The sequence below is a fragment of the Streptomyces sp. NPDC056527 genome (assembly GCF_042794475.1).
Taxonomy (GTDB): Bacteria; Actinomycetota; Actinomycetes; order Streptomycetales; family Streptomycetaceae; genus Streptomyces.
Window position 1 is genome coordinate 95,147 of sequence record NZ_JBHTTQ010000013.1, and the last position, 22,122, is coordinate 117,268.

Here is a 22,122-nt window from a genome sequence, read left to right on the forward strand (position 1 = left end):
GATCCCCTAGCCGAAGAAGTTCCGTACGTGCTCCAGACCCTCGACCAGGGCGTCGACCTCGGCCGGGGTGGAGTACAGATAGAACGACGCCCGCGTGGTCGCAGGAATTCCGTACCGCAGGCAGACCGGCCGCGCGCAGTGGTGGCCGACACGGACCGCGATGCCCTGCTCGTCGAGAACCTGGCCCACGTCGTGCGGGTGGATGTCGCCGAGCACGAAGGAGATCGCCGCGCCGCGGTCCTCGGCCGTGGTGGGGCCGATGATCCGCAGGTCCGGAACCTCCTGGAGGCGACGGACGGCGTACTCGGTGATCGCGTGCTCGTGGCGCGCGATGTTCTCCATGCCGATCGCCGACAGGTAGTCCACGGCCGCGCCGAGGCCGACGGCCTGGGCGATCGGGGGCGTACCCGCCTCGAACTTGTGCGGAGCCGGCGCGTACGTCGACGAGTGCATCGAGACGGTCTCGATCATCTCGCCGCCGCCGAGGAACGGAGGCAGGTCCTCCAGGAGCTCCTGCCGTCCCCACAGCACGCCGATGCCGGTCGGGCCGACCATCTTGTGGCCGGTGAAGGCCACGAAGTCGGCCTGCAGCGCCTGCACGTCGAGAACCATGTGCGGGGCCGCCTGCGAGGCGTCGATGCAGACCAGCGCACCGACCTCCTGCGCACGCCGGATGATCGTCTCGACCGGGTTGATCGTGCCCAGCAGGTTCGAGACCAGCGTGAACGAGACGATCTTGGTCTTCTCGGTGATGACCTCTTCGATGTTCGAGAGGTCGAGACGACCGTCGTCGGTGAGGCCGAACCACTTCAGCTTCGCGCCGGTGCGCTGCGAGAGCAGCTGCCACGGCACGATGTTGGAGTGGTGCTCCATCTCCGTGATGGCGATCTCGGTCTCGTGGTCCACGCGGTAGGGCTCGTCGGCCCAGCCCAGCATGTTGGCCACGAGGTTGAGCGACTCGGAGGCGTTCTTGGTGAAGATCACCTCGTCGCGGCTCGGCGCGTTGATGAAGGCCGCGACCTTGTCACGGGCGCCCTCGTACAGCGCCGTCGCCTCCTCGGCGACCGTGTAGACGCCGCGGTGGACATTGGCGTTGTGGCGCTCGTAGTAGGTGTTGAGCGCGTCGAGCACCTGGCGCGGCTTCTGCGAGGTCGCCGCGGAGTCCAGGTACACGATCTTCTTGCCGTCGTGGACCACGCGATCCAGGAGCGGGAAGTCCTTGCGGATCGCCTCGGTGTCGAGGAGGCCGGAGAGCCCCTGATGGGCAGATGTCACGCGGATGCGCCACCCTTCACGTACTTGTCGTAGCCCTCGGCCTCCAGCTGGTCGGCGAGCTCGGCGCCGCCGGACTCGGCGATGCGGCCGTTCGCGAACACGTGCACGAAGTCGGGCTTGATGTAGCGCAGGATGCGCGTGTAGTGGGTGATGAGCAGGGTGCCGACCTCGCCGGACTCACGGACCCGGTTGACGCCCTCGGAGACGATGCGGAGCGCGTCGACGTCGAGGCCGGAGTCGGTCTCGTCGAGGATCGCGATCTTCGGCTTCAGAAGCTCCAGCTGCAGGATCTCGTGGCGCTTCTTCTCACCGCCGGAGAAGCCCTCGTTGACGTTGCGCTCGGCGAAGGCCGGGTCCATCTGGAGCTTCTCCATGGCCTCCTTGACCTCCTTCACCCAGGTACGCAGCTTGGGGGCCTCGCCGCGGACGGCGGTGGCGGAGGTGCGCAGGAAGTTGGAGACCGAGACACCGGGGACCTCGACCGGGTACTGCATGGCCAGGAAGACACCGGCGCGGGCGCGCTCGTCGACCGACATCTCCAGGACGTCCTCGCCGTCCAGGGTCACGCTGCCACCGGTGATCGTGTACTTCGGGTGGCCGGCGAGGGAGTACGCCAGGGTCGACTTGCCGGAGCCGTTGGGGCCCATGATGGCGTGGGTCTCGCCCTGCTTCACGGTCAGGTCGACGCCCTTGAGGATCTCACGGGGGCCGTTCTCGGCCTCGACGGAGACGTGCAGGTCGCGGATTTCAAGCGTTGCCATGGGTGACTCAGGACTCCTGGGTGACGGAGACGAGCACATCGTCCCCTTCGATCTTTACGGGGTATACGGGGACGGGGCGCGTCGCGGGAAGGCCGGACGGCTTGCCGGTGCGGAGGTCGAAGCTGGAGCCGTGCAGCCAGCACTCGATGGAGCAGTCCTCGACCTCGCCCTCCGAGAGGGAGACGTTGGCGTGCGAGCAGATGTCGTTGATCGCGAACACCTCGCCCTCGGTGTGCACGACCGACACCGGCGTGCCGTCGACCTCGACCCGCTTCGGGGTGTCGGTCTCCAGCTCGCTCAGCGCGCAGACTCGGACGAAGGCCATCAGACGGACGCCTCCAGCTCGGCCTCGATCTTGGTGATGAGGCGCTCCTGGACGTCCGGCAGACCGATCTGCTGGACCAGCTCGGCGAAGAAGCCGCGGACGACGAGGCGGCGGGCCTCGGTCTCCGGGATGCCGCGGGACATCAGGTAGAAGAGCTGCTCGTCGTCGAAGCGACCGGTGGCCGAGGCGTGACCGGCGCCGGCGATCTCGCCGGTCTCGATCTCCAGGTTCGGCACGGAGTCGACGCGGGCGCCGTCCGTCAGGACCAGGTTCCGGTTGAGCTCGTACGTGTCGGTGCCCTCTGCGGCGGCCTGGATGAGGACGTCACCGATCCAGACGGCGTGGGCGTCCTGGCCCTGCAGCGCGCCCTTGTAGGCCACGTTGGACTTGCAGTGCGGCGTGTTGTGGTCGACCAGGAGGCGGTGCTCCTGGTGCTGGCCGGCGTCGGTGAAGTACAGACCGAAGAGCTCGGCCTCGCCGCCCGGGGCCGCGTACTGCACGCGCGGGTGGATACGGACGACGTCGCCGCCGAAGGTGACCACGACGGACTTGAAGGAGGCGTCACGGCCGACCAGCGCGTTGTGCTGGGCGACGTGGACGGCCTTCTCGTCCCAGTCCTGGACGGAGACGACGGTGAGCTTGGCGCCGTCGCCGAGGAGGTAGTCGACGTTGGCGGCGAGCACCGCGTCGCCGGTGTGGTCGATGACCACGACGGCCTCGGCGAACGCGCCGAGCTCGATCACCTGGTGTCCGAAGGCGACGCCGCCCTCGCCGTGCACGGCGATCCGGATCGGCTCGCTGAGGACGGCCTCCTTGGCGACGGTGACGACCGAGGCCTTCTCGAAGGAGGTGTACGCCTGGGCGGCGACACGGTCGACGGGCGTGCCGGCCTTGCCGAGCCGCGCGTCGTCACGGCCGACGGTCTCCACGGTGACGCCCTCGGGGGCCTCGATCTCGACCTTGACGCCCTCGCCGGACGCGATCGCGGTGCCGTCGTGCAGACCGCGCAGCCGCTCCAGCGGCGTGAACCGCCACTCCTCCTCGCGACCGTGCGGGACGGGGAAGTCCGCGACGTCGAAGGACGGGGGCGCGCTCATGCGCGTGGCGACGGTGGACTCGGCGGCCACCGCGATCGAGCCGGCGGTGGTGGAGCCCGCCGGGATGTTCTGAGCCTCAGCCATGGCTGTCGTCTTGCTCTCTTCCTGCCTCGTCGTGCTTGCCCGCCTGTGCCGGGCGGCCGGTGGCGGCGGCGCCTGGGGCACCGTCCGCGGCCGCGCCGCCCAGCGGCGTGCTCGCGGGGCTCAGCGGCTGAGCCCGGGGGTCGTCGTTTGCCGGTCCGTGTCCGGACGGGTCGTCCGGACGGGGCCGATCCGGCCGGGACGCGCCCGGCCGGTCCGCGGGGCGCCTTAGCCCACCGCGCCTTCCATCTGCAGCTCGATCAGCCGGTTGAGCTCGAGGGCGTACTCCATCGGCAGCTCCTTGGCGATGGGCTCGACGAAGCCGCGCACGATCATCGCCATCGCCTCGAACTCGGTCAGACCGCGGCTCATCAGGTAGAAGAGCTGGTCCTCGGAGACCTTGGAGACGGTGGCCTCGTGGCCCATGGAGACGTCGTCCTCGCGGACGTCCACGTAGGGGTACGTGTCCGAGCGGGAGATCGTGTCGACGAGCAGCGCGTCGCAGAGCACGTTCGACTTGGCGCCCGGGGCACCCTCGCCGATCTCGATGAGACCGCGGTAGGAGGTGCGGCCGCCGCCTCGCGCCACCGACTTGGAGACGATGTTGGAGGAGGTGTTCGGGGCCATGTGGACCATCTTGGCGCCGGCGTCCTGGTGCTGGCCCTCGCCCGCGAAGGCGATGGACAGGGTCTCGCCCTTGGCGTGCTCGCCCATCAGGTAGACGGCCGGGTACTTCATGGTGACCTTGGAGCCGATGTTGCCGTCGACCCACTCCATGGTCGCGCCCTCGTAGGCCACGGCGCGCTTGGTGACCAGGTTGTAGACGTTGTTCGACCAGTTCTGGATCGTCGTGTAGCGGCAGCGGCCGCCCTTCTTCACGATGATCTCGACGACCGCGGAGTGCAGCGAGTCGGAGGAGTAGATCGGGGCGGTGCAGCCCTCGACGTAGTGGACGTAGGCGTCCTCGTCGACGACGATCAGCGTCCGCTCGAACTGGCCCATGTTCTCCGTGTTGATACGGAAGTAGGCCTGCAGCGGGATCTCGACGTGCACGCCCTTCGGCACGTAGATGAACGATCCGCCGGACCAGACGGCCGTGTTCAGCGAGGCGAACTTGTTGTCGCCGACCGGGATGACCGTGCCGAAGTACTCGCGGAAGAGCTCCTCGTGCTCCTTCAGCGCGGTGTCGGTGTCGACGAAGACGACGCCCTGCTCCTCCAGGTCCTCACGGATCTGGTGGTAGACGACCTCGGACTCGTACTGGGCCGCGACACCGGCGACGAGGCGCTGCTTCTCCGCCTCGGGGATGCCGAGCTTGTCGTACGTGTTCTTGATGTCCTCCGGCAGGTCCTCCCAGGACTCGGCCTGCTTCTCGGTGGACCGGACGAAGTACTTGATGTTGTCGAAGTCGATGCCCGACAGGTCGGAGCCCCAGCTCGGCATGGGCTTCTTGTCGAAGAGGCGCAGACCCTTGAGCCGCAGCTTCAGCATCCACTCGGGCTCGTTCTTCTTCGCGGAGATGTCGCGGACGACGTCCTCGTTCAGACCGCGCTTCGCGGTGGCACCGGCGGCGTCGGAGTCGGCCCAGCCGTACTCGTACCGACCCAGGCCCTCGAGCTCGGGGTGGCTGATCTCGGTGGTCATGCGGGGTTCCTCCCGGCCGTGCTTGCGGATGCTTCTGATGGGGTGGTCTGTGGGGCGCTGTGCGGGATGAACGTCGTGCAGACGCCGTCACCATGCGCGATGGTGGCGAGACGCTGGACGTGCGTTCCCAAGAGGCGGGAGAAGATCTCCGTCTCCGCCTCGCACAGCTGGGGGTACTGCTCGGCGACATGGGCGACCGGGCAGTGGTGCTGGCAGAGCTGCTCGCCGACCGGCGCGTTCCGCGCAGTGGCAGCGTACCCGTCCGCGCTCAGCGCCTTGGCAAGCGCCTCGGTGCGCTGCTCGGGGTCCGCCGACTCGACGGCCTCGCGGTACGCCTCGGCCTGGTGCTCGAGACGGTCGCGGGCGAACGCCGCCACGGCGGCCTCTCCACCGGCGTTCTTCTCGATCCAGCGCAGGGCGTCGACGGCCAGCGAGTCGTACGACTGGTCGAAGGCGTCCCGGCCGCAGTCGGTGAGCGCGAAGACCTTGGCGGGGCGGCCGCGGGTGCGGGCTCCGTACACGCGCTTCTCGCGGGCCTCGACGACATTGTCGGCGACGAGGGAGTCGAGATGGCGGCGCACGGCCGCCTGGGTGAGGCGGAGGCGCTGCGCGAGGTCGGAGACCGTCGACGGCCCGTGGTCCAGGATGGACCGCGCGACCCGGTTGCGTGTGGAGCGCTCACCGGTCGCGAGTTCCTCCACGGGAGCCTCGTCGACGTTTTTCACAACGCCATTGTTGCGTAATTCCTTCGAGAGTGACAAGCGCCGCCCGCGCGGACGACGGTGCCGTGCATCACTCAGGTAAGGCTTACCTGACCTGCGAAAATGATCATTCGTAGGACGAATACGGGCTGGATTCGGGCCCCGCGCCGGATGCACCCCGGCGACCTCTCTAGACTTCCCGCCATGCGAAACGAGTCCGTCGTCCAGGTCCGCGGCCTGGTCAAGCGGTACGGGACGAAGACCGCCGTCGACGGCCTCGACCTCGACGTCCGGGCCGGCACCGTGACCGCCGTCCTCGGCCCCAACGGGGCCGGGAAGACCACCACGATCGAGACCTGCGAGGGCTATCGGAAGGCCGACGCGGGCACCGTCCGGGTTCTCGGCCTCGACCCGGTCACCGACGCGGGCCTGCTGCGTCCCCGGATCGGCGTGATGCTCCAATCGGGTGGCGTCTACTCCGGCGCACGCGCCGACGAGATGCTCCGCCACATGGCGAAGCTCCATGCCCACCCGCTGGACGTGGACGCGGTGATCGAGCGCCTCGGGCTCGGCTCCTGCGGCCGGACCGCCTACCGCCGGCTCTCCGGCGGCCAGCAGCAGCGCCTCGCGCTCGCCATGGCCGTCGTCGGCCGCCCCGAGCTGGTCTTCCTCGACGAGCCGACCGCCGGACTCGATCCGCAGGCCCGCCACGCCACCTGGGACCTCGTCCGCGAGCTGCGCGCCGACGGCGCCACCGTCGTGCTCACCACGCACTTCATGAACGAGGCCGAGGAGCTCGCGGACGACGTCGCCATCATCGACGGCGGCCGGGTCGCCGCCCAGGGCAGCCCCGATCAGCTCTGCCGCGGCGGCGCCGAGAACACCCTGCGCTTCACCGGCCGCCCCGGGCTCGACCTCGGGTCGCTGCTCAAGGCCCTGCCGGACGGCACGGCGGCCGCGGAACTCACCCCCGGCGCGTACCGGATCAGCGGCGAGGTGGGCCCGCAACTGCTCGCCACGGTCACCAGCTGGTGCGCCCAGCACGGCGTGATGCCGTCCGGCATCTCGGTGGAGCGCCACACCCTCGAAGACGTCTTCCTGGAGCTGACGGGCAAGGAGCTGCGGTCATGATGCACGTCGACACCAAGATCAGCCGGGGGTCCGGGGGTCGCCCCCCGGGCAGGCACAGCCTGGAGCTGACGGGCAAGGAGCTGCGGTCATGAGCGCCGGTACGTACACCCCGAAGCCGGGAGCCGCGCCCGTCGGCCGGATGATCGCGGCGCAGACCGTCCTGGAGACGAAGATGCTGCTGCGCAACGGCGAGCAGCTGCTCCTGACGGTGATCATCCCGTCGCTGCTTCTCGTGCTCTTCTCCACCGTCGACATCATCGACACGGGCACGGACAAGGCCGTCGACTTCCTCGCCCCCGGCGTCCTCGCGCTCGCCGTGATGTCCACCGCCTTCACCGGCCAGGCCATCGCGACCGGCTTCGAGCGCCGCTACGGGGTGCTCAAGCGGCTCGGCGCGTCACCGCTGCCCCGCTGGGCGCTGATGACCGCCAAGACGCTCTCCGTCCTGGTCACCGAGGTGCTCCAGGTCGCGCTCCTGACGGCGATCGCGCTGGGGCTCGGCTGGTCGCCCCAGGGCGATCCGTTCTCCGTCCTGCTGCTGCTCGTCCTCGGCACGGCCGCCTTCTCGGGCCTCGGCCTGCTCATGGCCGGCACGCTGCGGGCGGAGGCGACGCTGGCGGCCGCGAACCTGGTCTTCCTGCTGCTCCTGGTCGGCGGCGGGGTGATCGTGCCCCTCGACAAGTTCCCGGACGCGGCCCGCGGCGTCCTGGATCTGCTGCCGATCTCGGCGCTCTCGGACGGGCTGCGGGACGTGCTCCAGGGCGGCGCCGGAATGCCGTGGGGACAGGCGCTCACGCTCGCCGTGTGGGCGGTCCTCGGGCTCGGGGCGGCGGCGAGGTTCTTCCGCTGGGAGTAGCGGAAGGGTGACGTTCCGGGGTGACTTCACCCGTAACGCACCCCTCGTGAAAGCGTGCACAAGCCCCGTCCTACGATAGGGCGCGTGTTGACCCCCCTCGCCCTCATCGCCAAGCGCTGGACCCCGTCCCCCCGGACCCTCCGGCGCGCCGCGCTCTCCGCCGTCGTGATGAGCGTCCTCATCATCGTCACGGGAGGCGCGGTCCGGCTGACCGGCTCCGGCCTCGGCTGCGACACGTGGCCCAAGTGCACGGACGACAGCCTCATCGTGACGCCCGAGCAGGGCTATCGCGGGGCGATCGAGTTCGGCAACCGGATGCTGACGTACGTCCTGTCGGCAGCGGTCGGCTGGGCCATCATCGCCGCGCGGTCCACCAAGCCGTGGCGCCGCGGGCTGACCCGGCTCGGCTGGCTGCAGTTCTGGATCGTCGCGAGCAACGCGGTCCTGGGCGGCATCACCGTGTGGATGGGCCTGAACCCGTGGACGGTCGCCGGCCACTTCATCGCCGCCAACGCGCTCCTCACCGTCGCCGTGATCACCTGGCAGCGCGCCCGCGAGGGCGACACGACGCCCCGGCCGCGCGTCCCCGGCCCGGTCCGCAAGCTGTCCTGGGCCATCGTCACCGCCTCGGTGCTGCTGATCGTCCTCGGTACCGGGGTGACCGGTTCGGGCAAGCATGCCGGTGACAGCAGCGACGTCCCGCGGATGCCGTGGGACTGGACCGCCGCCGCCCACCTCCACGCCATCGCCGCGTGGGTCGTCTGCGCGCTGGCGCTCGCCATGTGGCTGGTGCTGCGGGTCGTGGACGCTCCCGACGACACCCGGGCCCGCGCCCGCGACCTGCTGATCGTGCTGCTCGCACAGGGCGGGATCGGGTACGTCCAGTACTTCACCGGGGTCCCCGAGCTTCTGGTCGGGGCGCACATGCTCGGCTCCGCGCTGATGTGGATCGCGGTCCTGCGCCTCGCCCTGAGCCTGCGCGAGCGCCCCGTGGCCGGCCCGGAGATCCCGGCCCAGGCCGACTCCGCGCTGGCCACGGCGTAGGGCCGCGCGGAACGAATCCGCGCGATATCCGAAATCGGGTACGCGCTCAGATGAGCTCGTAGACCCGCCGCGCATTGCCCGCCGCGATCATCGTGGCGACGCGCTGCGCGTCGTTGAGGGACCAGGCGCCGTCGCCCACCCATTCGCCCAGCACACGGCCGAGCGCGCCGCGGAAGACGCTGGCCGCGACGACGTGCAGCTCGGGCAGCGCGTGGGCTCCGCTGGAGAAGAGCAGCTTGCCGAAGGGGGCCAGCTCCAGGAGTTCGGCGAGGACGGCCGCGGCCCGGGCGCCGGTCCTGCCGAGGACGGAGCCGAGGTCGGCGTACACATGCGGGAAGACAGCGGTCAGCTGGGCCGTCTGCCGGTGGTACGGGTAGCCGTGCAGGAGCACCAGGTCGACGCCGAGCCCGCTGGTGGAGGCGGCGAAGCCGGCCAGTCCGTCCGGGTCCTCGGTCCCCACGTGCAGCTGGAGCGGCCGCCCTGAGGCGACGGCGATCCACAGGAGATGGCGCAGCAGGACGGGGTCGGTGAGCCGGCCGCCGGCCGCCCGCCCGGCCAGCCAGCGGTCGGCGGCCCCGCGCACCTCGCCGGGGCCCGGTGGTTCGGGCGCGTAGGCGAGCCCCCGGGACACCCCCGCCACGGAGGTGAAGGCGACGGCGGTCGCGGCGGCGCCGTGGACGGCCTCCGAGAGGTTGGCCAGGAGCCCCTCGACCGTCCCCGAGGTGTCGGCGACCTGCTCGGCGAGCAGCTCCAGACGGACGATCTCGTGGGCGTCGGCGGCCCCGGCGGACGCGATCTCGGCGGGGCCCGTCAGGTCGCCGGGCAGTCCCGTGTCCACCAGGTAGGTGGAGATCCCGGAGGCCCGGAGCAGCCTGCGCCCCGACTCCAGGACGCCCAGTTCCCTGCGGCGGGCGAGATAGCGGGCCGGTGGGCAGTGCGGTTCCAGGCCGAGCAGCGGCGGGCACCAGCGGCGCACCGCGAAGCCGGTCTGGGTGTCGAAGAAGGTGGTGCCGGGCGCGGGCGGCCCGCCTGTTCTGCCGAGGTGTGCCTCAAAGGTGCCGAGGCCGAGCTCCTTGCGGAGCACCCCGTGGCAGTACTGGTCCACCAGGCTCGGGGTCTCGATCATTCGGGGGGCTCCCTGCGTGGACGTGCTTCCACCCGTCCTAACGGGTGAGCCCCACCCGAGGTTGTTGCCTCAGCCGTTCGACGGGCCGCCGATCTGGATACCGGCCATCCGGGTCCACTCGTACGGGCCGGTCACGACCTTGGCGGCGAACTCGCCGTCGAACTCGTCGTGGAGGGTCAGCCCGGCCTTCTCCGCGGCCTGCTGGGCGACGGGGAACGTCGGGGCCACCAGGTCGCCCCAGCCGCCGTCCTCGCCGACGAGGACGATACGGGTGCCCATCTGACCGATGTAGGCGAGCTGCCCCTCGGCGCCGCCGTGCTTCTTGGAGAACGCCTGGATCTGCTTGGCGAGCTTGGCCGCCTTGCGCTCCGCCTTGGTGTCCGCCTGCTTGGTGTCTGCCATGCCAAGGATGCTACTGACAGGTAGATCGACTGGCGACGGCCGGGGTACGTGGTCTTGCCCACGTATCCCGGCCGTTGATCGGAGTCCGAGGAGCTACCTCAGGAAGGGGTCGACCGCGACCGCCACGAAGAGCAGCGAGACATAGGTGATCGACCAGTGGAAGAGGCGCATCTCCTTGAGCTTCGCGCCGGTCGCGCCGTTCTTCGCGCGGTTGAGCAGCGCATGCGCCTCCCAGAGCCACCAGCCGCCGGTGAGCAGCGCCACGGCGGTGTAGAACCAGCCGGTGTAGCCGAGCGGGGTCAGCAGCAGGGAGACGGCGACCATCACCCAGCTGTACGCGACGATCTGCTTGGCGACGACCTTGTTGGAGGCGAGGACCGGCAGCATGGGGACGCCCGCGCGGGCGTAGTCGTCCTTCACCTTCATCGACAGCGGCCAGTAGTGCGGCGGCGTCCAGAAGAAGATGACCATGAAGAGGATGATCGCGGCCCAGGACATCGAGTTGGTGACGGCCGACCAGCCGATCAGCACGGGCAGACAGCCGGCGATGCCGCCCCAGACGATGTTCTGCGCGGTCCGCCTCTTGAGGATCATCGTGTAGACCACGACGTAGAAGAGGAGCGCGCCGAGCGAGAGCGCGGCGGACAGCCAGTTGACCAGGAAGCCGAACCAGAGCGTGGAGACCACGGCGAGGGTGAGGCCGAAGACCAGGCCCTCACGCGGGGTGAGCACTCCGGTGACCAGCGGGCGCTGGGACGTGCGGTCCATCAGGGCGTCGATGTCGCGGTCGATGTACATGTTCAGCGCGTTCGCGCCGCCCGCCGACAGATAGCCGCCGAAGCAGGTGGCGAGTACCAGCCACATGTTCGGCACGCCCTGCTCGGCGAGGAACATCACCGGAACGGTGGTGATGAGCAGAAGCTCGATGATCCGCGGCTTCGTCAGCGCCACGTATGCCTTGACGCGGGCCCCGAACGGCCGATGGCCCCCCGGGCTGGGAGTCAAGACGACCCCTGCGGGTCGGGACTCGACGGCCGTCACGCACACCCCTGACAGAGAAATCCCAGCAAGCTCCCCGGATGAAGACGGGGTGAAGACTTGCGCGTACCACGCCACTGTAGACGTTGCCCATACGCCGATCTTCGCGGGGGTGGGGTCGTGTTGAGGGGGCTTGTCCCAAGGGTTGGACGCCGCTCGGGAGGCGAAGTGACACAGTGAGCGGCACTCTTGCCGTATCCGCTCATGTGAGGCCTGCGGACTCGAAAGGATGGGCGTGTTGTCGGGGGTAGGCTCGACACCGCCGGTACACCCTCAGTCACCGGCTTTCCAGTACATGTGGAGAGGAGCCCTGACTCAGGGTGAGCACTAAGCCGACCACCACAGACCTCGAGTGGACCGAATCGGACCAGCGGGCCGTTGACACCGCCCGCGTCCTGGCCGCGGACGCCGTACAGAAGGTCGGCAACGGCCATCCCGGTACGGCCATGAGCCTGGCGCCCGCCGCGTACACCCTCTTCCAGAAGGTGATGCGACACGACCCGGCCGATCCGGAGTGGGTGGGGCGCGACCGTTTCGTGCTCTCTGCCGGCCACTCGTCCCTCACGCTCTACACCCAGCTGTACCTGGGTGGCTTCGGGCTCGAGCTGGACGACCTGAAGGCATTCCGCACCTGGGGCTCGAAGACCCCGGGTCACCCGGAGTACGGGCACACCGCGGGTGTGGAGACGACGACCGGCCCGCTGGGCCAGGGCGTCGCCAACGCCGTGGGCATGGCGATGGCCGCCCGCTACGAGCGCGGCCTGTTCGACCCGGAGGCGGCCCCCGGCACCTCCCCGTTCGACCACAACATCTACGTGATCGCCGGTGACGGCTGCCTCCAGGAGGGCATCTCCGCCGAGGCGTCCTCCCTGGCGGGTCACCAGAAGCTGGGCAACCTCGTCCTGCTGTGGGACGACAACCACATCTCGATCGAGGGCGACACCGAGACCGCCGTGTCCGAGGACACGATGAAGCGGTACGAGGCGTACGGCTGGCACGTCCAGCGCGTCGAGCCGCAGGCCAACGGCGACCTGGACCCGGCCGCCCTGTTCGCGGCGATCAAGGCCGCCGAGGCCGAGACCGAGCGTCCGTCGTTCATCGCGATGCGCTCGATCATCGCCTGGCCCGCCCCGAACGCCCAGAACACCGAGGCCGCGCACGGCTCGGCGCTGGGTGACGAGGAGATCGCGGCCACCAAGCGTGTCCTCGGCTTCGACCCGGAGCAGACCTTCGAGGTCACCGACGAGGTCATCGCCCACACGCGCGCCCTGGGCGACCGTGGCCGCGAGGCTCGCGCCGCGTGGGAGAAGTCGCTCGCCGAGTGGCGTACGGCCAACCCGGAGCGGGCCGCGGAGTTCGACCGCATCCAGGCGAACGAGCTGCCCGAGGGCTGGGAGTCGAAGCTCCCGGTGTTCGAAGCGGGCGGGGGCATCGCCACCCGCGCGGCGTCCGGCAAGGTCCTGCAGTCGCTCGGCGCGGTCATCCCCGAGCTGTGGGGCGGCTCGGCCGACCTCGCCGGCTCGAACAACACGACGATCGACAAGACCTCGTCGTTCCTGCCCGAGGGCAACCCGCTGCCGGAGGCCGACAAGTACGGCCGCACGATCCACTTCGGCATCCGCGAGCACTCCATGGCCGCGGAGATGAACGGCATCGCGCTGCACGGCAACACCCGCATCTACGGCGGCACCTTCCTGGTGTTCTCCGACTACATGCGCAACGCGGTCCGTCTGTCCGCCCTGATGCACCTGCCGGTGACGTACGTCTGGACCCACGACTCGATCGGTCTGGGCGAGGACGGCCCGACCCACCAGCCGGTGGAGCACCTGGCGTCGCTGCGCGCGATCCCCGGTCTGAACGTCGTCCGCCCCGCGGACGCCAACGAGACCTCCATCGCCTGGCGCGAGATCGTCAGGCGTCACACCCGCGAGTTCGGGAAGGGCGCCCCGCACGGTCTTGCCCTGACCCGTCAGGGTGTGCCGACGTACGACTGGAACGAGGACGCCGCCAAGGGTGGCTACGTTCTGGCCGACGCCGAGGGCGGTGACGCCCAGGTCGTGCTGATCGGCACGGGCTCCGAGGTGCACCTGGCCGTCGAGGCCCGTGAGCAGCTCCAGGCCGCCGGTGTCCCGACCCGTGTGGTCTCGATGCCGTCCGTCGAGTGGTTCGAGGAGCAGGACCAGGCGTACAAGGACTCCGTCCTGCCGCCGTCGGTGAAGGCTCGGGTCGCGGTCGAGGCCGGTATCGGTCTGACCTGGCACAAGTACGTCGGCGACGCCGGCCGGATCGTCTCGCTGGAGCACTTCGGTGCCTCGGCCGACGCGAAGGTCCTCTTCCGCGAGTTCGGCTTCACGCCGGAAGCCGTCGCCGCCGCCGCGCGGGAATCTCTCGCCGCCGCGGCGCGCTGACGCCCTTAGACACGACTTTTGGAGAACCTCTCATGACAGACGCTCTCAAGCGCCTCTCCGACGAAGGCGTCGCGATCTGGCTGGACGACCTCTCGCGTCAGCGGATCACATCCGGAAACCTGGCCGAGCTGATCGACCAGCAGCACGTGGTCGGTGTCACCACCAACCCGTCCATCTTCCAGAAGGCGATCTCGGAGGGCCACGGTTACGACCAGCAGCTCGCCGACCTCGCCGCCCGGAAGGTCACCGTGGACGAGGCCATCCGCATGATCACGACGGCTGACGTGAGGGACGCCGCCGACATCCTGCGCCCGGTCTTCGACGCGACCGACGGCCAGGACGGCCGGGTCTCCATCGAGGTGGACCCCCGTCTGGCCCACAACACGGCGGCCACGATCGCCGAGGCCAAGCAGCTGGCCTGGCTGGTGGACCGTCCCAACACGCTCATCAAGATCCCGGCCACCAAGGCGGGTCTGCCGGCGATCACCGAGGTCATCGGCCTCGGCATCAGCGTCAACGTGACGCTGATCTTCTCGCTGGAGCGCTACCGCGCGGTCATGGACGCCTACCTGGCCGGTCTGGAGAAGGCCCGCGAGCGCGGCCTGGACATCTCCCTGATCCACTCCGTGGCCTCCTTCTTCGTCTCCCGCGTGGACTCGGAGATCGACAAGCGCCTGACCGCCATCGGCACGGACGAGGCCAAGGCACTCAAGGGCAAGGCCGCCCTGGCCAACGCCCGTCTGGCCTACGAGGCGTTCGAGGAGGTCTTCTCCTCGGACCGCTGGGCCGCCCTCGACAAGGCGCAGGCCAACAAGCAGCGTCCGCTGTGGGCCTCGACCGGCGTGAAGGACCCGGCGTACAAGGACACCCTGTACGTCGTGGACCTGGTCGCCCCCGGCACGGTCAACACGATGCCGGAGGCCACCCTGGAGGCCACCGCCGACCACGGCGAGGTCTCCGGTGACACCGTGCGCGGCACCTACGAGCAGTCCCGCGCCGAACTGGACGCCGTCGAGAAGCTCGGCATCTCGTACGACGACGTGGTGCAGCTGCTCGAGGACGAGGGCGTCGAGAAGTTCGAGGCGTCCTGGAACGACCTGCTCAAGTCGACCGAGGCGGAGCTTGAGCGCCTCGCACCTTCGGAGGCGTAACCACCTTGAGCGCAGTCCACGGAGCCAACCCGCTCCGTGACGCCGCAGACCGACGGCTCCCGCGTATCGCGGGGCCGTCGGGTCTGGTGATCTTCGGTGTCACGGGCGATTTGTCCCGAAAGAAGCTGATGCCTGCCGTCTACGACCTGGCCAACCGCGGCCTGCTGCCGCCGGGCTTCTCGCTCATCGGCTTCGCCCGCCGCGAGTGGCAGGACGAGGACTTCGCGCAGGAGGTCTACGAGGCCGTCAAGCAGCATGCCCGCACCCCGTTCCGCGAGGAGGTGTGGCAGCAGCTGATCCAGGGGATGCGCTTCGTCCAGGGCGACTTCGACGACGATGACGCCTTCGACCAGCTGAAGACCACCATCGAGGAGCTGGACAAGGCGCAGGGCACGGGCGGCAACTTCGCCTTCTACCTCTCCGTGCCGCCGAAGTTCTTCCCGCTCGTCGTCCAGCAGCTGAAGAAGCACGGCCTGGCCGACCAGAAGAACGGCTCCTGGCGCCGTGCGGTCATCGAGAAGCCCTTCGGCCACGACCTGGCCTCCGCGAAGGACCTCAACGAGGTCGTGCACGAGGTCTTCCCGCCCGACGCGGTCTTCCGGATCGACCACTACCTGGGCAAGGAGACCGTCCAGAACATCCTGGCGCTCCGCTTCGCCAACACCCTCTTCGAGCCGATCTGGAACCGGTCGTACGTCGACCACGTGCAGATCACCATGGCCGAGGACATCGGCATCGGCGGCCGCGCCGGGTACTACGACGGCATCGGCGCCGCCCGTGACGTCATCCAGAACCACCTCCTCCAGCTGCTCGCGCTGACCGCGATGGAGGAGCCCGCCTCCTTCGACGCGGACGCGCTCGCGGCCGAGAAGACCAAGGTGCTCGGCGCGGTGAAGCTGCCGAAGGACCTGGGTGCCTCGACCGTGCGCGGCCAGTACGCGCCGGGATGGCAGGGCGGCGCCAAGGCCGTCGGCTATCTGCAGGAGGACGGGATCGACCCCAAGTCGAAGACCGACACCTACGCGGCCATCAAGGTGGAGATCGACAACCGCCGCTGGGCGGGCGTCCCCTTCTACCTCCGTACCGGCAAGCGCCTCGGCCGCCGCGTCACCGAGATCGCGGTCGTCTTCCAGCGCGCCCCGCACTCCCCCTTCGACCACACCGCGACCGAGGAGCTCGGCCGCAACGCCATCGTGATCCGGGTCCAGCCGGACGAGGGCGTGACGGTGCGGTTCGGCTCCAAGGTGCCGGGCACGCAGATGGAGATCCGGGACGTGTCGATGGACTTCGCCTACGGCGAGTCCTTCACGGAGTCCAGCCCCGAGGCGTACGAGCGGCTCATCCTCGACGTCCTCCTCGGCGACTCGAACCTCTTCCCGCGGGTCGAGGAGGTCGAGCTGTCCTGGAAGATCCTCGACCCGATCGAGCAGTACTGGGACAAGCACGGCAAGCCCGCGCAGTACCAGGCCGGGACCTGGGGTCCGATCGAGGCGGACGAGATGCTCGCACGAGACGGACGGAGCTGGCGCCGGCCATGAAGACCGACCTGACGGACACCACGTCCAGCAAGATCAACAAGGCGCTGGTGCTCGGGCGGCGGGCCATCGGCACGCCGGCCGTCGGCATGGTGCTCACCCTCGTCATCGTCACCGACGAGGAGAACGCCTACGACGCGCTCAAGGCGGCCAACGACGCGTCCCGCGAGCACCCCTCGCGGACGCTCGTGGTCATCAAGCGGGTCTCGCGCTCGCCGCGTGACCGCGCCAAGGCACGGCTCGACGCCGAGGTCCGCCTCGGCGCCGACGCCAGCACCGGGGAGACGGTGGTCCTCCGGCTGTACGGCGAGGTCGTCGACCACGCCCAGTCGGTGGTCCTCCCGCTGCTGCTGCCGGACGCGCCCGTCGTCGTCTGGTGGCCGGTCAACGCGCCGGCCGACCCGGCGAACGACCCGCTGGGCGCGCTCGCCCAGCGTCGGGTGACCGACACGTACGCCTCGGAGCAGCCGATCCACGAGCTGACGGGACGCGCGGACAACTACACCCCGGGCGACACGGATCTGGCCTGGACCCGGATCACCCCGTGGCGTTCGATGCTGGCCGCCGCGCTCGACCAGGTCGTGTGCGAGGTGACCTCCGCCGAGGTGGAGGGCGAGGAGTTCAACCCGAGCGTCGAGCTGCTCGCCATGTGGCTCGCGGACCGGCTGAAGGTTCCGGTCCGGCGCGGCAGGTCGACGGGGCCCGGACTCACCTCCGTACGGATGGAGTCCACCTGCGGGCCGATCGTCCTGGACCGGCCCGACGGTTCGCTGGCGACGCTCTCCATCCAGGGACAGCCGGACCGTGCCGTGGCGCTCAAGCGCCGTGAGACGGCCGAGCTGATCGCGGAGGAGCTGCGCCGGCTCGACCCGGACGACACCTACGCCTCGGCGCTGAAGTACGGCCTGGAGCGGCTGGACGAGGAGGCGGCGACCACCGCACCCGTCGCGGTCGAGGGCGACGCGCCTCAGGCCGAGGACACTTCGGCTCCGGCGAAGAAGGCCACGGCTGCGGCGAAGAAGGCACCGGCCAAGAAGGCGGCGGCCAAGTGAGCGCTCCACAGCTCGTCGTCCACCGCGACAAGGAGCTGATGGCCCAGGCCGCGGCGGCCCGGCTGATCACGCGGATCGTCGACGCCCAGACCGCACGCGGCTCGGCGTCCGTGGTCCTCACGGGCGGCCGCAACGGCAACGGGCTTCTGGCGGCGCTCAGTTCGGCCCCCGCGCGGGACGCGATCGACTGGTCGCGGCTCGATCTGTGGTGGGGCGACGAGCGCTACCTGCCCGACGGGGACCCGGAGCGCAATGTGACCCAGGCCCGCGAGGCGCTGCTCGACAGCGTCCCGCTGGACCCGGCACGGGTGCACGCGATGCCCGCGTCGGACGGGCCGTTCGGCAGCGATGTCGAAGCCGCGGCCGCCTCCTACGCGGCGGAGCTGGCCTCGGCCGCCGGTCCGGAGGACCACGCTTCGGTGCCGAGCTTCGACGTGCTGATGCTGGGTGTCGGGCCGGACACCCATGTCGCCTCGCTGTTCCCCGAGCTCCCTGCGGTCCGCGAGACCGAGCGGACGGTGGTGGGCGTGCACGGCGCGCCGAAGCCGCCGCCGACCCGTATCTCGCTGACGCTGCCGGCGATCCGTGCCGCGCGCGAGGTCTGGCTGCTCGCTGCCGGAGAGGACAAGGCGAAGGCAGCGGCGATCGCGCTGTCCGGTGCGGGCGAGGTCCAGGCCCCGGCGGCGGGCGCCTACGGTCGCTCGCGCACGCTGTGGCTGCTCGACGCGGCGGCCGCCTCGGAGCTGCCGCGCAGTCTCTATCCGCCGGCCTCGGCCTGACGGACGGTCACTCGGGCCCGGTTCACCGCACGGTGGACCGGGCCTTCGGCATTTCCCCCACGGGTTCCAGGAAGGGGGCGAGCAGGTCCGGCACCGCCTCGGCCGCGAAGGCCAGGCCCTCGCTGTGGTCGGCGTCGTGGATGTCGTACGCGCCCTCGCCCGCCGCGGTCGTCGCGGTCAGGGTCAGCACGCCGACCCGACGCTGGAAGTACGACTGCTTGACGGTCCATCCGATGACGCCGCCGCGCTGGAGGGCGACGGTGGTCTTGCGGATCGTGCCGGAACGGGCCACCAGGTAGCCGCCGGTGATGCCGTGCCCGAGGTTGCGGTAGGCGTCGAGCGCGAGCAGCACGGCGAGCGGGGTCAGCACGAGCGCGCAGGCGGCCGCGATGTAGAGCAGGACGGGGGTGAGCGCGGCTCCGAGGACGGCGAGGACCGCGACCGGGGCGAGCGCGCTCGCGAGGGCCCAGCGCAGTCGCCTGGTGCGGGCGGCGCGGGGGTGGACGGTGAGCGGGGCGCTCGTCGGGGGCTCGGGCTCGCGCAGGACCTGGGCGGCGACCCGGTCGGCGACGGCTCGGGGTGCCGGCGGCAGCAGGGTCTTGTGGTCGGCGTGCTCGTCCTCCTCGTCCTCGACGAGGCCGGTGGCGACGGCGTCGACGCGGGCGGCCCGGCACATCCGTACGCCCAGCGGCTCGACCAGTTCGACGCCCCGCAGACGGCGTTCCTCGATGGAGATCGAGCGGGCGGTGAGCAGTCCGCGGCGGACCCGCAGGGTGCCGCCGGGCTCGCGCTCCAGGCGGTAGTTCCACCACATCTCGACCCAGAGGCCGAGGGCGCCGACGGTGCCGACGAGGGTGGCGAGCAGGACGAGGACGAGGATCATCGAGAGGATCGAGGTGTCCTCGAATCGGTCCCCTATCCAGTCGATGACCTTGCCCTGGGCCCCGAACCACTCGCTGACCTGCATCACCGCTCCGGCCGCGGCGCCGCCGAGGAGCGGGGCGACGAAGGAGACCGGGGCGTAGCGGATCCAGTGGCGGTCGAGCTCGGCCAGGGCGCCGTCGTGGGTCGTGTCCTCGTCGGCGGAGACCGTGCGGGCGAGCAGTTCACGGCGGAGCCGTTCGCCCTCCCCCCGGCTGACCGGGTCGAGTTCGAGGGTGGACTCGCCGCCGCCGGTGTTCTCGCCGGTACCGATCCGGACCTTGACCAGGCCGAGGACGCGCAGCAGCGGATTGGCCGTCATGTCGACGCTGCGGATGCGTTCGCGGGCCAGCGAGCGGCGCTTGACCAGGAGGAGTCCGGTGTGGAGTTCGGCGCGTGCGGCACCGATGCGGTAGCGGGTGCGGCGCCAGCGGACGTAGTCGGCCGCCGCGCCTCCGCCGATGAGGAGGGCCGCTCCGGTGCCGACCCAGCCGAGGGCCTTCCACGCGGGCATGGATCCGGTCAGGCCGAAGAAGACGGGCAGGGCGGCGCCGGCGGCGACACCCGCGAGGACCGCGGCAGTGACCAGGACCGTACGGCGGTCCAGACGCCGCCAGTCCTCCGTCATGTCGCGTCCCCGGAGGTGGCCTGGGTGATGGCGGTCAGCCGCTCGGCGAGGTCGGCGGCGAGCTCGTGGTCGAGCCCCTCGATCCGGAGCGCGCCCTTGGAGGAGGCGGTGGTGACGGTGACCGTGGCGAGCTTGAAGGCCTGCTCCAGCGGTCCGCGTACGGTGTCGACGGTCTGGATCCGGGACATCGGCGCGATCCGCCACTCCTGCCAGAAGGCCCCGGTGCGGACGTAGACGGCGTCCTCGGTGACCTCCCAGCGGTGCACCTTGAACCACCAGTGGGGGAAGAACGCGGTACAGGCGAGGCCGACGACCGCCACGGCTCCGGCCACGAGCAGCAGCCAGAACCGGGCGGGCGTGATGAGTGCGCCGAGTACGCCGAGGACCACCACCGGCACGGCGGTCGTCACCAGCCACTGCGTGCGCCACCAGCCGACGGCCCGTTCGTTCAGTGTGTTGTTCGGCGGCCTGAGCCGTATCTCGCCTTGCACCGCGTTCTCCCCCGTCATGGCTTCTAGCGTCCGCGCAGCGAGCGGTAGGTGGCGACGAGCCCCGCGGTCGAGCCGTCGAGCTCGTCGGCGCCCTTGCCCTCGGTCAGCACCGGCTCGATCTTCCTGGCGAGGACCTTGCCGAGCTCGACTCCCCACTGGTCGAAGGAGTCGATGTTCCAGATCGCGCCCTGGACGAACACCTTGTGCTCGTAGAGCGCGATGAGCTGGCCGAGGACGGAGGGCGTGAGCTCCTTGGCCAGGATCGTGGTCGTGGGGTGGTTGCCCTTGAAGGTCTTGTGCGGGACGAGCTCCTCGGCGACGCCCTCGGCCCGTACCTCCTCGGGCGTCTTGCCGAAGGCCAGCGCCTGCGTCTGGGCGAAGAAGTTGGCCATCAGCAGGTCGTGCTGGGCGACGAGGCCGGGGAGCAGATCGGCGACGGGTTCGGCGAAGCCGATGAAGTCGGCCGGGATGACCTTGGTGCCCTGGTGGATCAACTGGTAGTACGCGTGCTGGCCGTTGGTGCCGGGCGTGCCCCAGACGACCGGTCCGGTCTGCCATTCGACGGCGTTGCCGTCCCGGTCGACGGACTTGCCGTTGGACTCCATGTCGAGCTGCTGGAGGTAGGCGGTGAACTTCGACAGGTAGTGCGAGTACGGCAGGACGGCATGCGACTGGGCGTCGAAGAACGCGCCGTACCAGACGCCGAGAAGACCGAGGAGCAGCGGCGCGTTCTCCTCGGCGGGGGCGGTGCGGAAGTGCTCGTCGACGAGGTGGAAGCCGTCGAGCATCTCGCGGAAGCGGGCCGGGCCGATGGCGATCATCAGGGAGAGGCCGATGGCGGAGTCGTACGAGTAGCGTCCGCCGACCCAGTCCCAGAACTCGAACATGTTGGCCGTGTCGATGCCGAAGTCCTCGACCTTCTCGGCATTGGTCGACAGGGCGACGAAGTGCTTGGCGACGGCCGCCTGATCGGCCCGCAGCCCGGTGAGGAGCCAGTCGCGCGCGGAGGTGGCGTTGGTGATCGTCTCGATGGTGGTGAAGGTCTTCGAGGCGACGATGAAGAGCGTCTCGGCGGGGTCGAGGTCGCGGACCGCCTCGTGGAGGTCGGCGCCGTCGACGTTGGAGACGAAACGGAACGTCAGGTCCCGCTGGGTGTAGGAGCGCAGGACCTCGTACGCCATGGCGGGTCCGAGGTCGGAGCCGCCGATGCCGATGTTCACGATGTTCTTGATCGGCTTGCCGGTGTGGCCGGTCCACTCGCCGGCGCGGACCTTGTCGGCGAAGGAGGCCATCTTGTCGAGGACGGCGTGGACGCCCGGGACGACGTTCTCGCCGTCGACCTCGACGACGGCCCCGCGCGGGGCGCGCAGGGCGGTGTGCAGGACCGCGCGGTCCTCGGTGGTGTTGATCTTGTCGCCGCGGAACATGGCGTCGCGCAGCTCGGCCACGCCGGTCGCTACGGCCAGTTCGCGCAGCAGCGTGAGCGTCTCTTCGGTCACCAGGTGCTTGGAGTAGTCCAGATACAGGTCACCGACCCGGAGTGCGTAACCGGTTCCCCGGTCCGGGTCGGCGGCGAACAGCTCGCGCAGGTGCGTCTCGCCCAGCTGCTCCCGGTGCTTTCCGAGGGCGCTCCACTCGGGAAGCCGGTTGAGCTTCGTGCGTCCTTCTGCGTTCAT

The 22,122-nt window shown here is 70.1% G+C and carries 20 protein-coding genes; 8 read left to right on the plus strand and 12 right to left on the minus strand.

Translation table 11 applies throughout. The features are described from left to right. Positions 1 to 6: 6 nt before the first annotated feature. The 6 genes from ACFQ7Q_RS10270 to ACFQ7Q_RS10295 form a co-directional block, all read right to left on the minus strand. Complete coding sequence (locus ACFQ7Q_RS10270; RefSeq protein ID WP_329121975.1) at positions 7 to 1,275, minus strand: cysteine desulfurase; 1,269 nt, start codon at positions 1,273 to 1,275, stop codon at positions 7 to 9. Continuing rightward, complete coding sequence (gene sufC, locus ACFQ7Q_RS10275) at positions 1,272 to 2,036, minus strand: Fe-S cluster assembly ATPase SufC (protein ID WP_383552011.1); 765 nt, start codon at positions 2,034 to 2,036, stop codon at positions 1,272 to 1,274. Before sufC ends, ACFQ7Q_RS10270 begins: the two co-directional genes overlap by 4 nt. Before the next feature lie 7 nt (positions 2,037 to 2,043). Next, the gene (locus ACFQ7Q_RS10280; RefSeq protein WP_329121971.1) at positions 2,044 to 2,361 is read right to left on the minus strand and encodes a bifunctional 3-phenylpropionate/cinnamic acid dioxygenase ferredoxin subunit; all 318 of its coding nucleotides are present in this window, start codon (positions 2,359 to 2,361) and stop codon (positions 2,044 to 2,046) included. After that, complete coding sequence (gene sufD / locus ACFQ7Q_RS10285; protein ID WP_383552014.1) at positions 2,361 to 3,542, minus strand: Fe-S cluster assembly protein SufD; 1,182 nt, start codon at positions 3,540 to 3,542, stop codon at positions 2,361 to 2,363. Before sufD ends, ACFQ7Q_RS10280 begins: the two co-directional genes overlap by 1 nt. A gap of 225 nt (positions 3,543 to 3,767) precedes the next feature. Further along, entirely contained in the window at positions 3,768 to 5,183 is a 1,416-nt protein-coding gene (gene sufB, locus ACFQ7Q_RS10290) for a Fe-S cluster assembly protein SufB (RefSeq protein ID WP_383552016.1), read from the minus strand. Further along, on the minus strand, positions 5,180 to 5,908 hold the full coding sequence (locus tag ACFQ7Q_RS10295; RefSeq protein ID WP_383552018.1) for a helix-turn-helix transcriptional regulator: 729 nt from the start codon (positions 5,906 to 5,908) through the stop codon (positions 5,180 to 5,182). The genes sufB and ACFQ7Q_RS10295 overlap by 4 nt, the downstream gene beginning before the upstream one ends. Positions 5,909 to 6,088: 180 nt before the next feature. Here ACFQ7Q_RS10295 and ACFQ7Q_RS10300 point away from each other — a divergent pair, with 180 nt between their 5' ends. From ACFQ7Q_RS10300 to ACFQ7Q_RS10310, 3 genes are all read left to right on the plus strand, one after another. Further along, positions 6,089 to 7,015 (plus strand): ABC transporter ATP-binding protein, encoded by a 927-nt coding sequence (locus ACFQ7Q_RS10300; RefSeq protein ID WP_383552020.1) that lies wholly within the window; start codon positions 6,089 to 6,091, stop codon positions 7,013 to 7,015. A gap of 88 nt (positions 7,016 to 7,103) precedes the next feature. Continuing rightward, positions 7,104 to 7,871, plus strand: a complete 768-nt coding sequence (locus ACFQ7Q_RS10305; RefSeq protein WP_383552022.1) for an ABC transporter permease — start codon at positions 7,104 to 7,106, stop codon at positions 7,869 to 7,871. Positions 7,872 to 7,955: 84 nt separating this feature from the next. Further along, positions 7,956 to 8,915: a heme A synthase gene (locus ACFQ7Q_RS10310; protein ID WP_383552024.1), complete on the plus strand. Its 960-nt coding sequence runs from the start codon at positions 7,956 to 7,958 to the stop codon at positions 8,913 to 8,915. Between the two features lie 46 nt (positions 8,916 to 8,961). Here the strand turns inward: ACFQ7Q_RS10310 and ACFQ7Q_RS10315 are convergent, their stop codons facing one another. The 3 genes from ACFQ7Q_RS10315 to ACFQ7Q_RS10325 form a co-directional block, all read right to left on the minus strand. Continuing rightward, on the minus strand, positions 8,962 to 10,041 hold the full coding sequence (locus tag ACFQ7Q_RS10315) for an amidohydrolase family protein (protein ID WP_383552026.1): 1,080 nt from the start codon (positions 10,039 to 10,041) through the stop codon (positions 8,962 to 8,964). Positions 10,042 to 10,110: 69 nt separating this feature from the next. Continuing rightward, positions 10,111 to 10,443 (minus strand): hypothetical protein, encoded by a 333-nt coding sequence (locus ACFQ7Q_RS10320; protein WP_383552028.1) that lies wholly within the window; start codon positions 10,441 to 10,443, stop codon positions 10,111 to 10,113. A 93-nt stretch (positions 10,444 to 10,536) separates the two neighbouring features. Beyond that, positions 10,537 to 11,484 (minus strand): heme o synthase, encoded by a 948-nt coding sequence (locus ACFQ7Q_RS10325; protein ID WP_383552030.1) that lies wholly within the window; start codon positions 11,482 to 11,484, stop codon positions 10,537 to 10,539. Between the two features lie 317 nt (positions 11,485 to 11,801). On the opposite strand from ACFQ7Q_RS10325, the gene tkt reads away from it, so the two are divergent. The 5 genes from tkt to pgl are packed head-to-tail and all read left to right on the plus strand — an operon-like array spanning position 11,802 to position 18,406. Beyond that, entirely contained in the window at positions 11,802 to 13,889 is a 2,088-nt protein-coding gene (gene tkt / locus ACFQ7Q_RS10330) for a transketolase (protein WP_383552033.1), read from the plus strand. 32 nt (positions 13,890 to 13,921) lie between these two features. After that, entirely contained in the window at positions 13,922 to 15,040 is a 1,119-nt protein-coding gene (gene tal, locus ACFQ7Q_RS10335) for a transaldolase (RefSeq protein WP_383552035.1), read from the plus strand. A 5-nt stretch (positions 15,041 to 15,045) separates the two neighbouring features. Further along, a complete protein-coding gene (zwf, locus tag ACFQ7Q_RS10340; RefSeq protein WP_383552037.1) occupies positions 15,046 to 16,578 on the plus strand; it encodes a glucose-6-phosphate dehydrogenase in 1,533 nt (510 codons plus the stop codon). Continuing rightward, entirely contained in the window at positions 16,575 to 17,627 is a 1,053-nt protein-coding gene (gene opcA / locus ACFQ7Q_RS10345) for a glucose-6-phosphate dehydrogenase assembly protein OpcA (RefSeq protein WP_383552039.1), read from the plus strand. The genes zwf and opcA overlap by 4 nt, the downstream gene beginning before the upstream one ends. Further along, entirely contained in the window at positions 17,624 to 18,406 is a 783-nt protein-coding gene (gene pgl, locus ACFQ7Q_RS10350) for a 6-phosphogluconolactonase (protein WP_383552041.1), read from the plus strand. Before opcA ends, pgl begins: the two co-directional genes overlap by 4 nt. Before the next feature lie 22 nt (positions 18,407 to 18,428). Here the strand turns inward: pgl and ACFQ7Q_RS10355 are convergent, their stop codons facing one another. From ACFQ7Q_RS10355 to pgi, 3 genes are read right to left on the minus strand one after another with little or no spacing between them, the layout of a single operon-like run. Continuing rightward, positions 18,429 to 19,955 (minus strand): PH domain-containing protein, encoded by a 1,527-nt coding sequence (locus tag ACFQ7Q_RS10355; RefSeq protein ID WP_383552043.1) that lies wholly within the window; start codon positions 19,953 to 19,955, stop codon positions 18,429 to 18,431. Further along, complete coding sequence (locus ACFQ7Q_RS10360) at positions 19,952 to 20,464, minus strand: PH domain-containing protein (RefSeq protein ID WP_383552045.1); 513 nt, start codon at positions 20,462 to 20,464, stop codon at positions 19,952 to 19,954. Before ACFQ7Q_RS10360 ends, ACFQ7Q_RS10355 begins: the two co-directional genes overlap by 4 nt. A 5-nt stretch (positions 20,465 to 20,469) precedes the next feature. Then, a complete protein-coding gene (gene pgi, locus ACFQ7Q_RS10365) occupies positions 20,470 to 22,122 on the minus strand; it encodes a glucose-6-phosphate isomerase (protein ID WP_383552065.1) in 1,653 nt (550 codons plus the stop codon).

What these genes read in the sequence shown, in the direction of transcription:
- ACFQ7Q_RS10300 (WP_383552020.1), top strand. Translation starts at nt 6,089, where the DNA reads ATGCGAAACGAGTCCGTCGTCCAGGTCCGCGGCCTGGTCAAGCGGTAC.
- opcA (WP_383552039.1), top strand. Translation starts at nt 16,575, where the DNA reads ATGAAGACCGACCTGACGGACACCACGTCCAGCAAGATCAACAAGGCG.
- ACFQ7Q_RS10360 (WP_383552045.1), bottom strand. Translation starts at nt 20,464, where the DNA reads ATGACGGGGGAGAACGCGGTGCAAGGCGAGATACGGCTCAGGCCGCCG.
- ACFQ7Q_RS10280 (WP_329121971.1), bottom strand. Translation starts at nt 2,361, where the DNA reads ATGGCCTTCGTCCGAGTCTGCGCGCTGAGCGAGCTGGAGACCGACACC.
- sufB (WP_383552016.1), bottom strand. Translation starts at nt 5,183, where the DNA reads ATGACCACCGAGATCAGCCACCCCGAGCTCGAGGGCCTGGGTCGGTAC.
- sufD (WP_383552014.1), bottom strand. Translation starts at nt 3,542, where the DNA reads ATGGCTGAGGCTCAGAACATCCCGGCGGGCTCCACCACCGCCGGCTCG.
- pgi (WP_383552065.1), bottom strand. Translation starts at nt 22,122, where the DNA reads ATGAACGCAGAAGGACGCACGAAGCTCAACCGGCTTCCCGAGTGGAGC.
- sufC (WP_383552011.1), bottom strand. Translation starts at nt 2,036, where the DNA reads ATGGCAACGCTTGAAATCCGCGACCTGCACGTCTCCGTCGAGGCCGAG.
- ACFQ7Q_RS10305 (WP_383552022.1), top strand. Translation starts at nt 7,104, where the DNA reads ATGAGCGCCGGTACGTACACCCCGAAGCCGGGAGCCGCGCCCGTCGGC.
- ACFQ7Q_RS10355 (WP_383552043.1), bottom strand. Translation starts at nt 19,955, where the DNA reads ATGACGGAGGACTGGCGGCGTCTGGACCGCCGTACGGTCCTGGTCACT.
- ACFQ7Q_RS10315 (WP_383552026.1), bottom strand. Translation starts at nt 10,041, where the DNA reads ATGATCGAGACCCCGAGCCTGGTGGACCAGTACTGCCACGGGGTGCTC.
- ACFQ7Q_RS10320 (WP_383552028.1), bottom strand. Translation starts at nt 10,443, where the DNA reads ATGGCAGACACCAAGCAGGCGGACACCAAGGCGGAGCGCAAGGCGGCC.
- tal (WP_383552035.1), top strand. Translation starts at nt 13,922, where the DNA reads ATGACAGACGCTCTCAAGCGCCTCTCCGACGAAGGCGTCGCGATCTGG.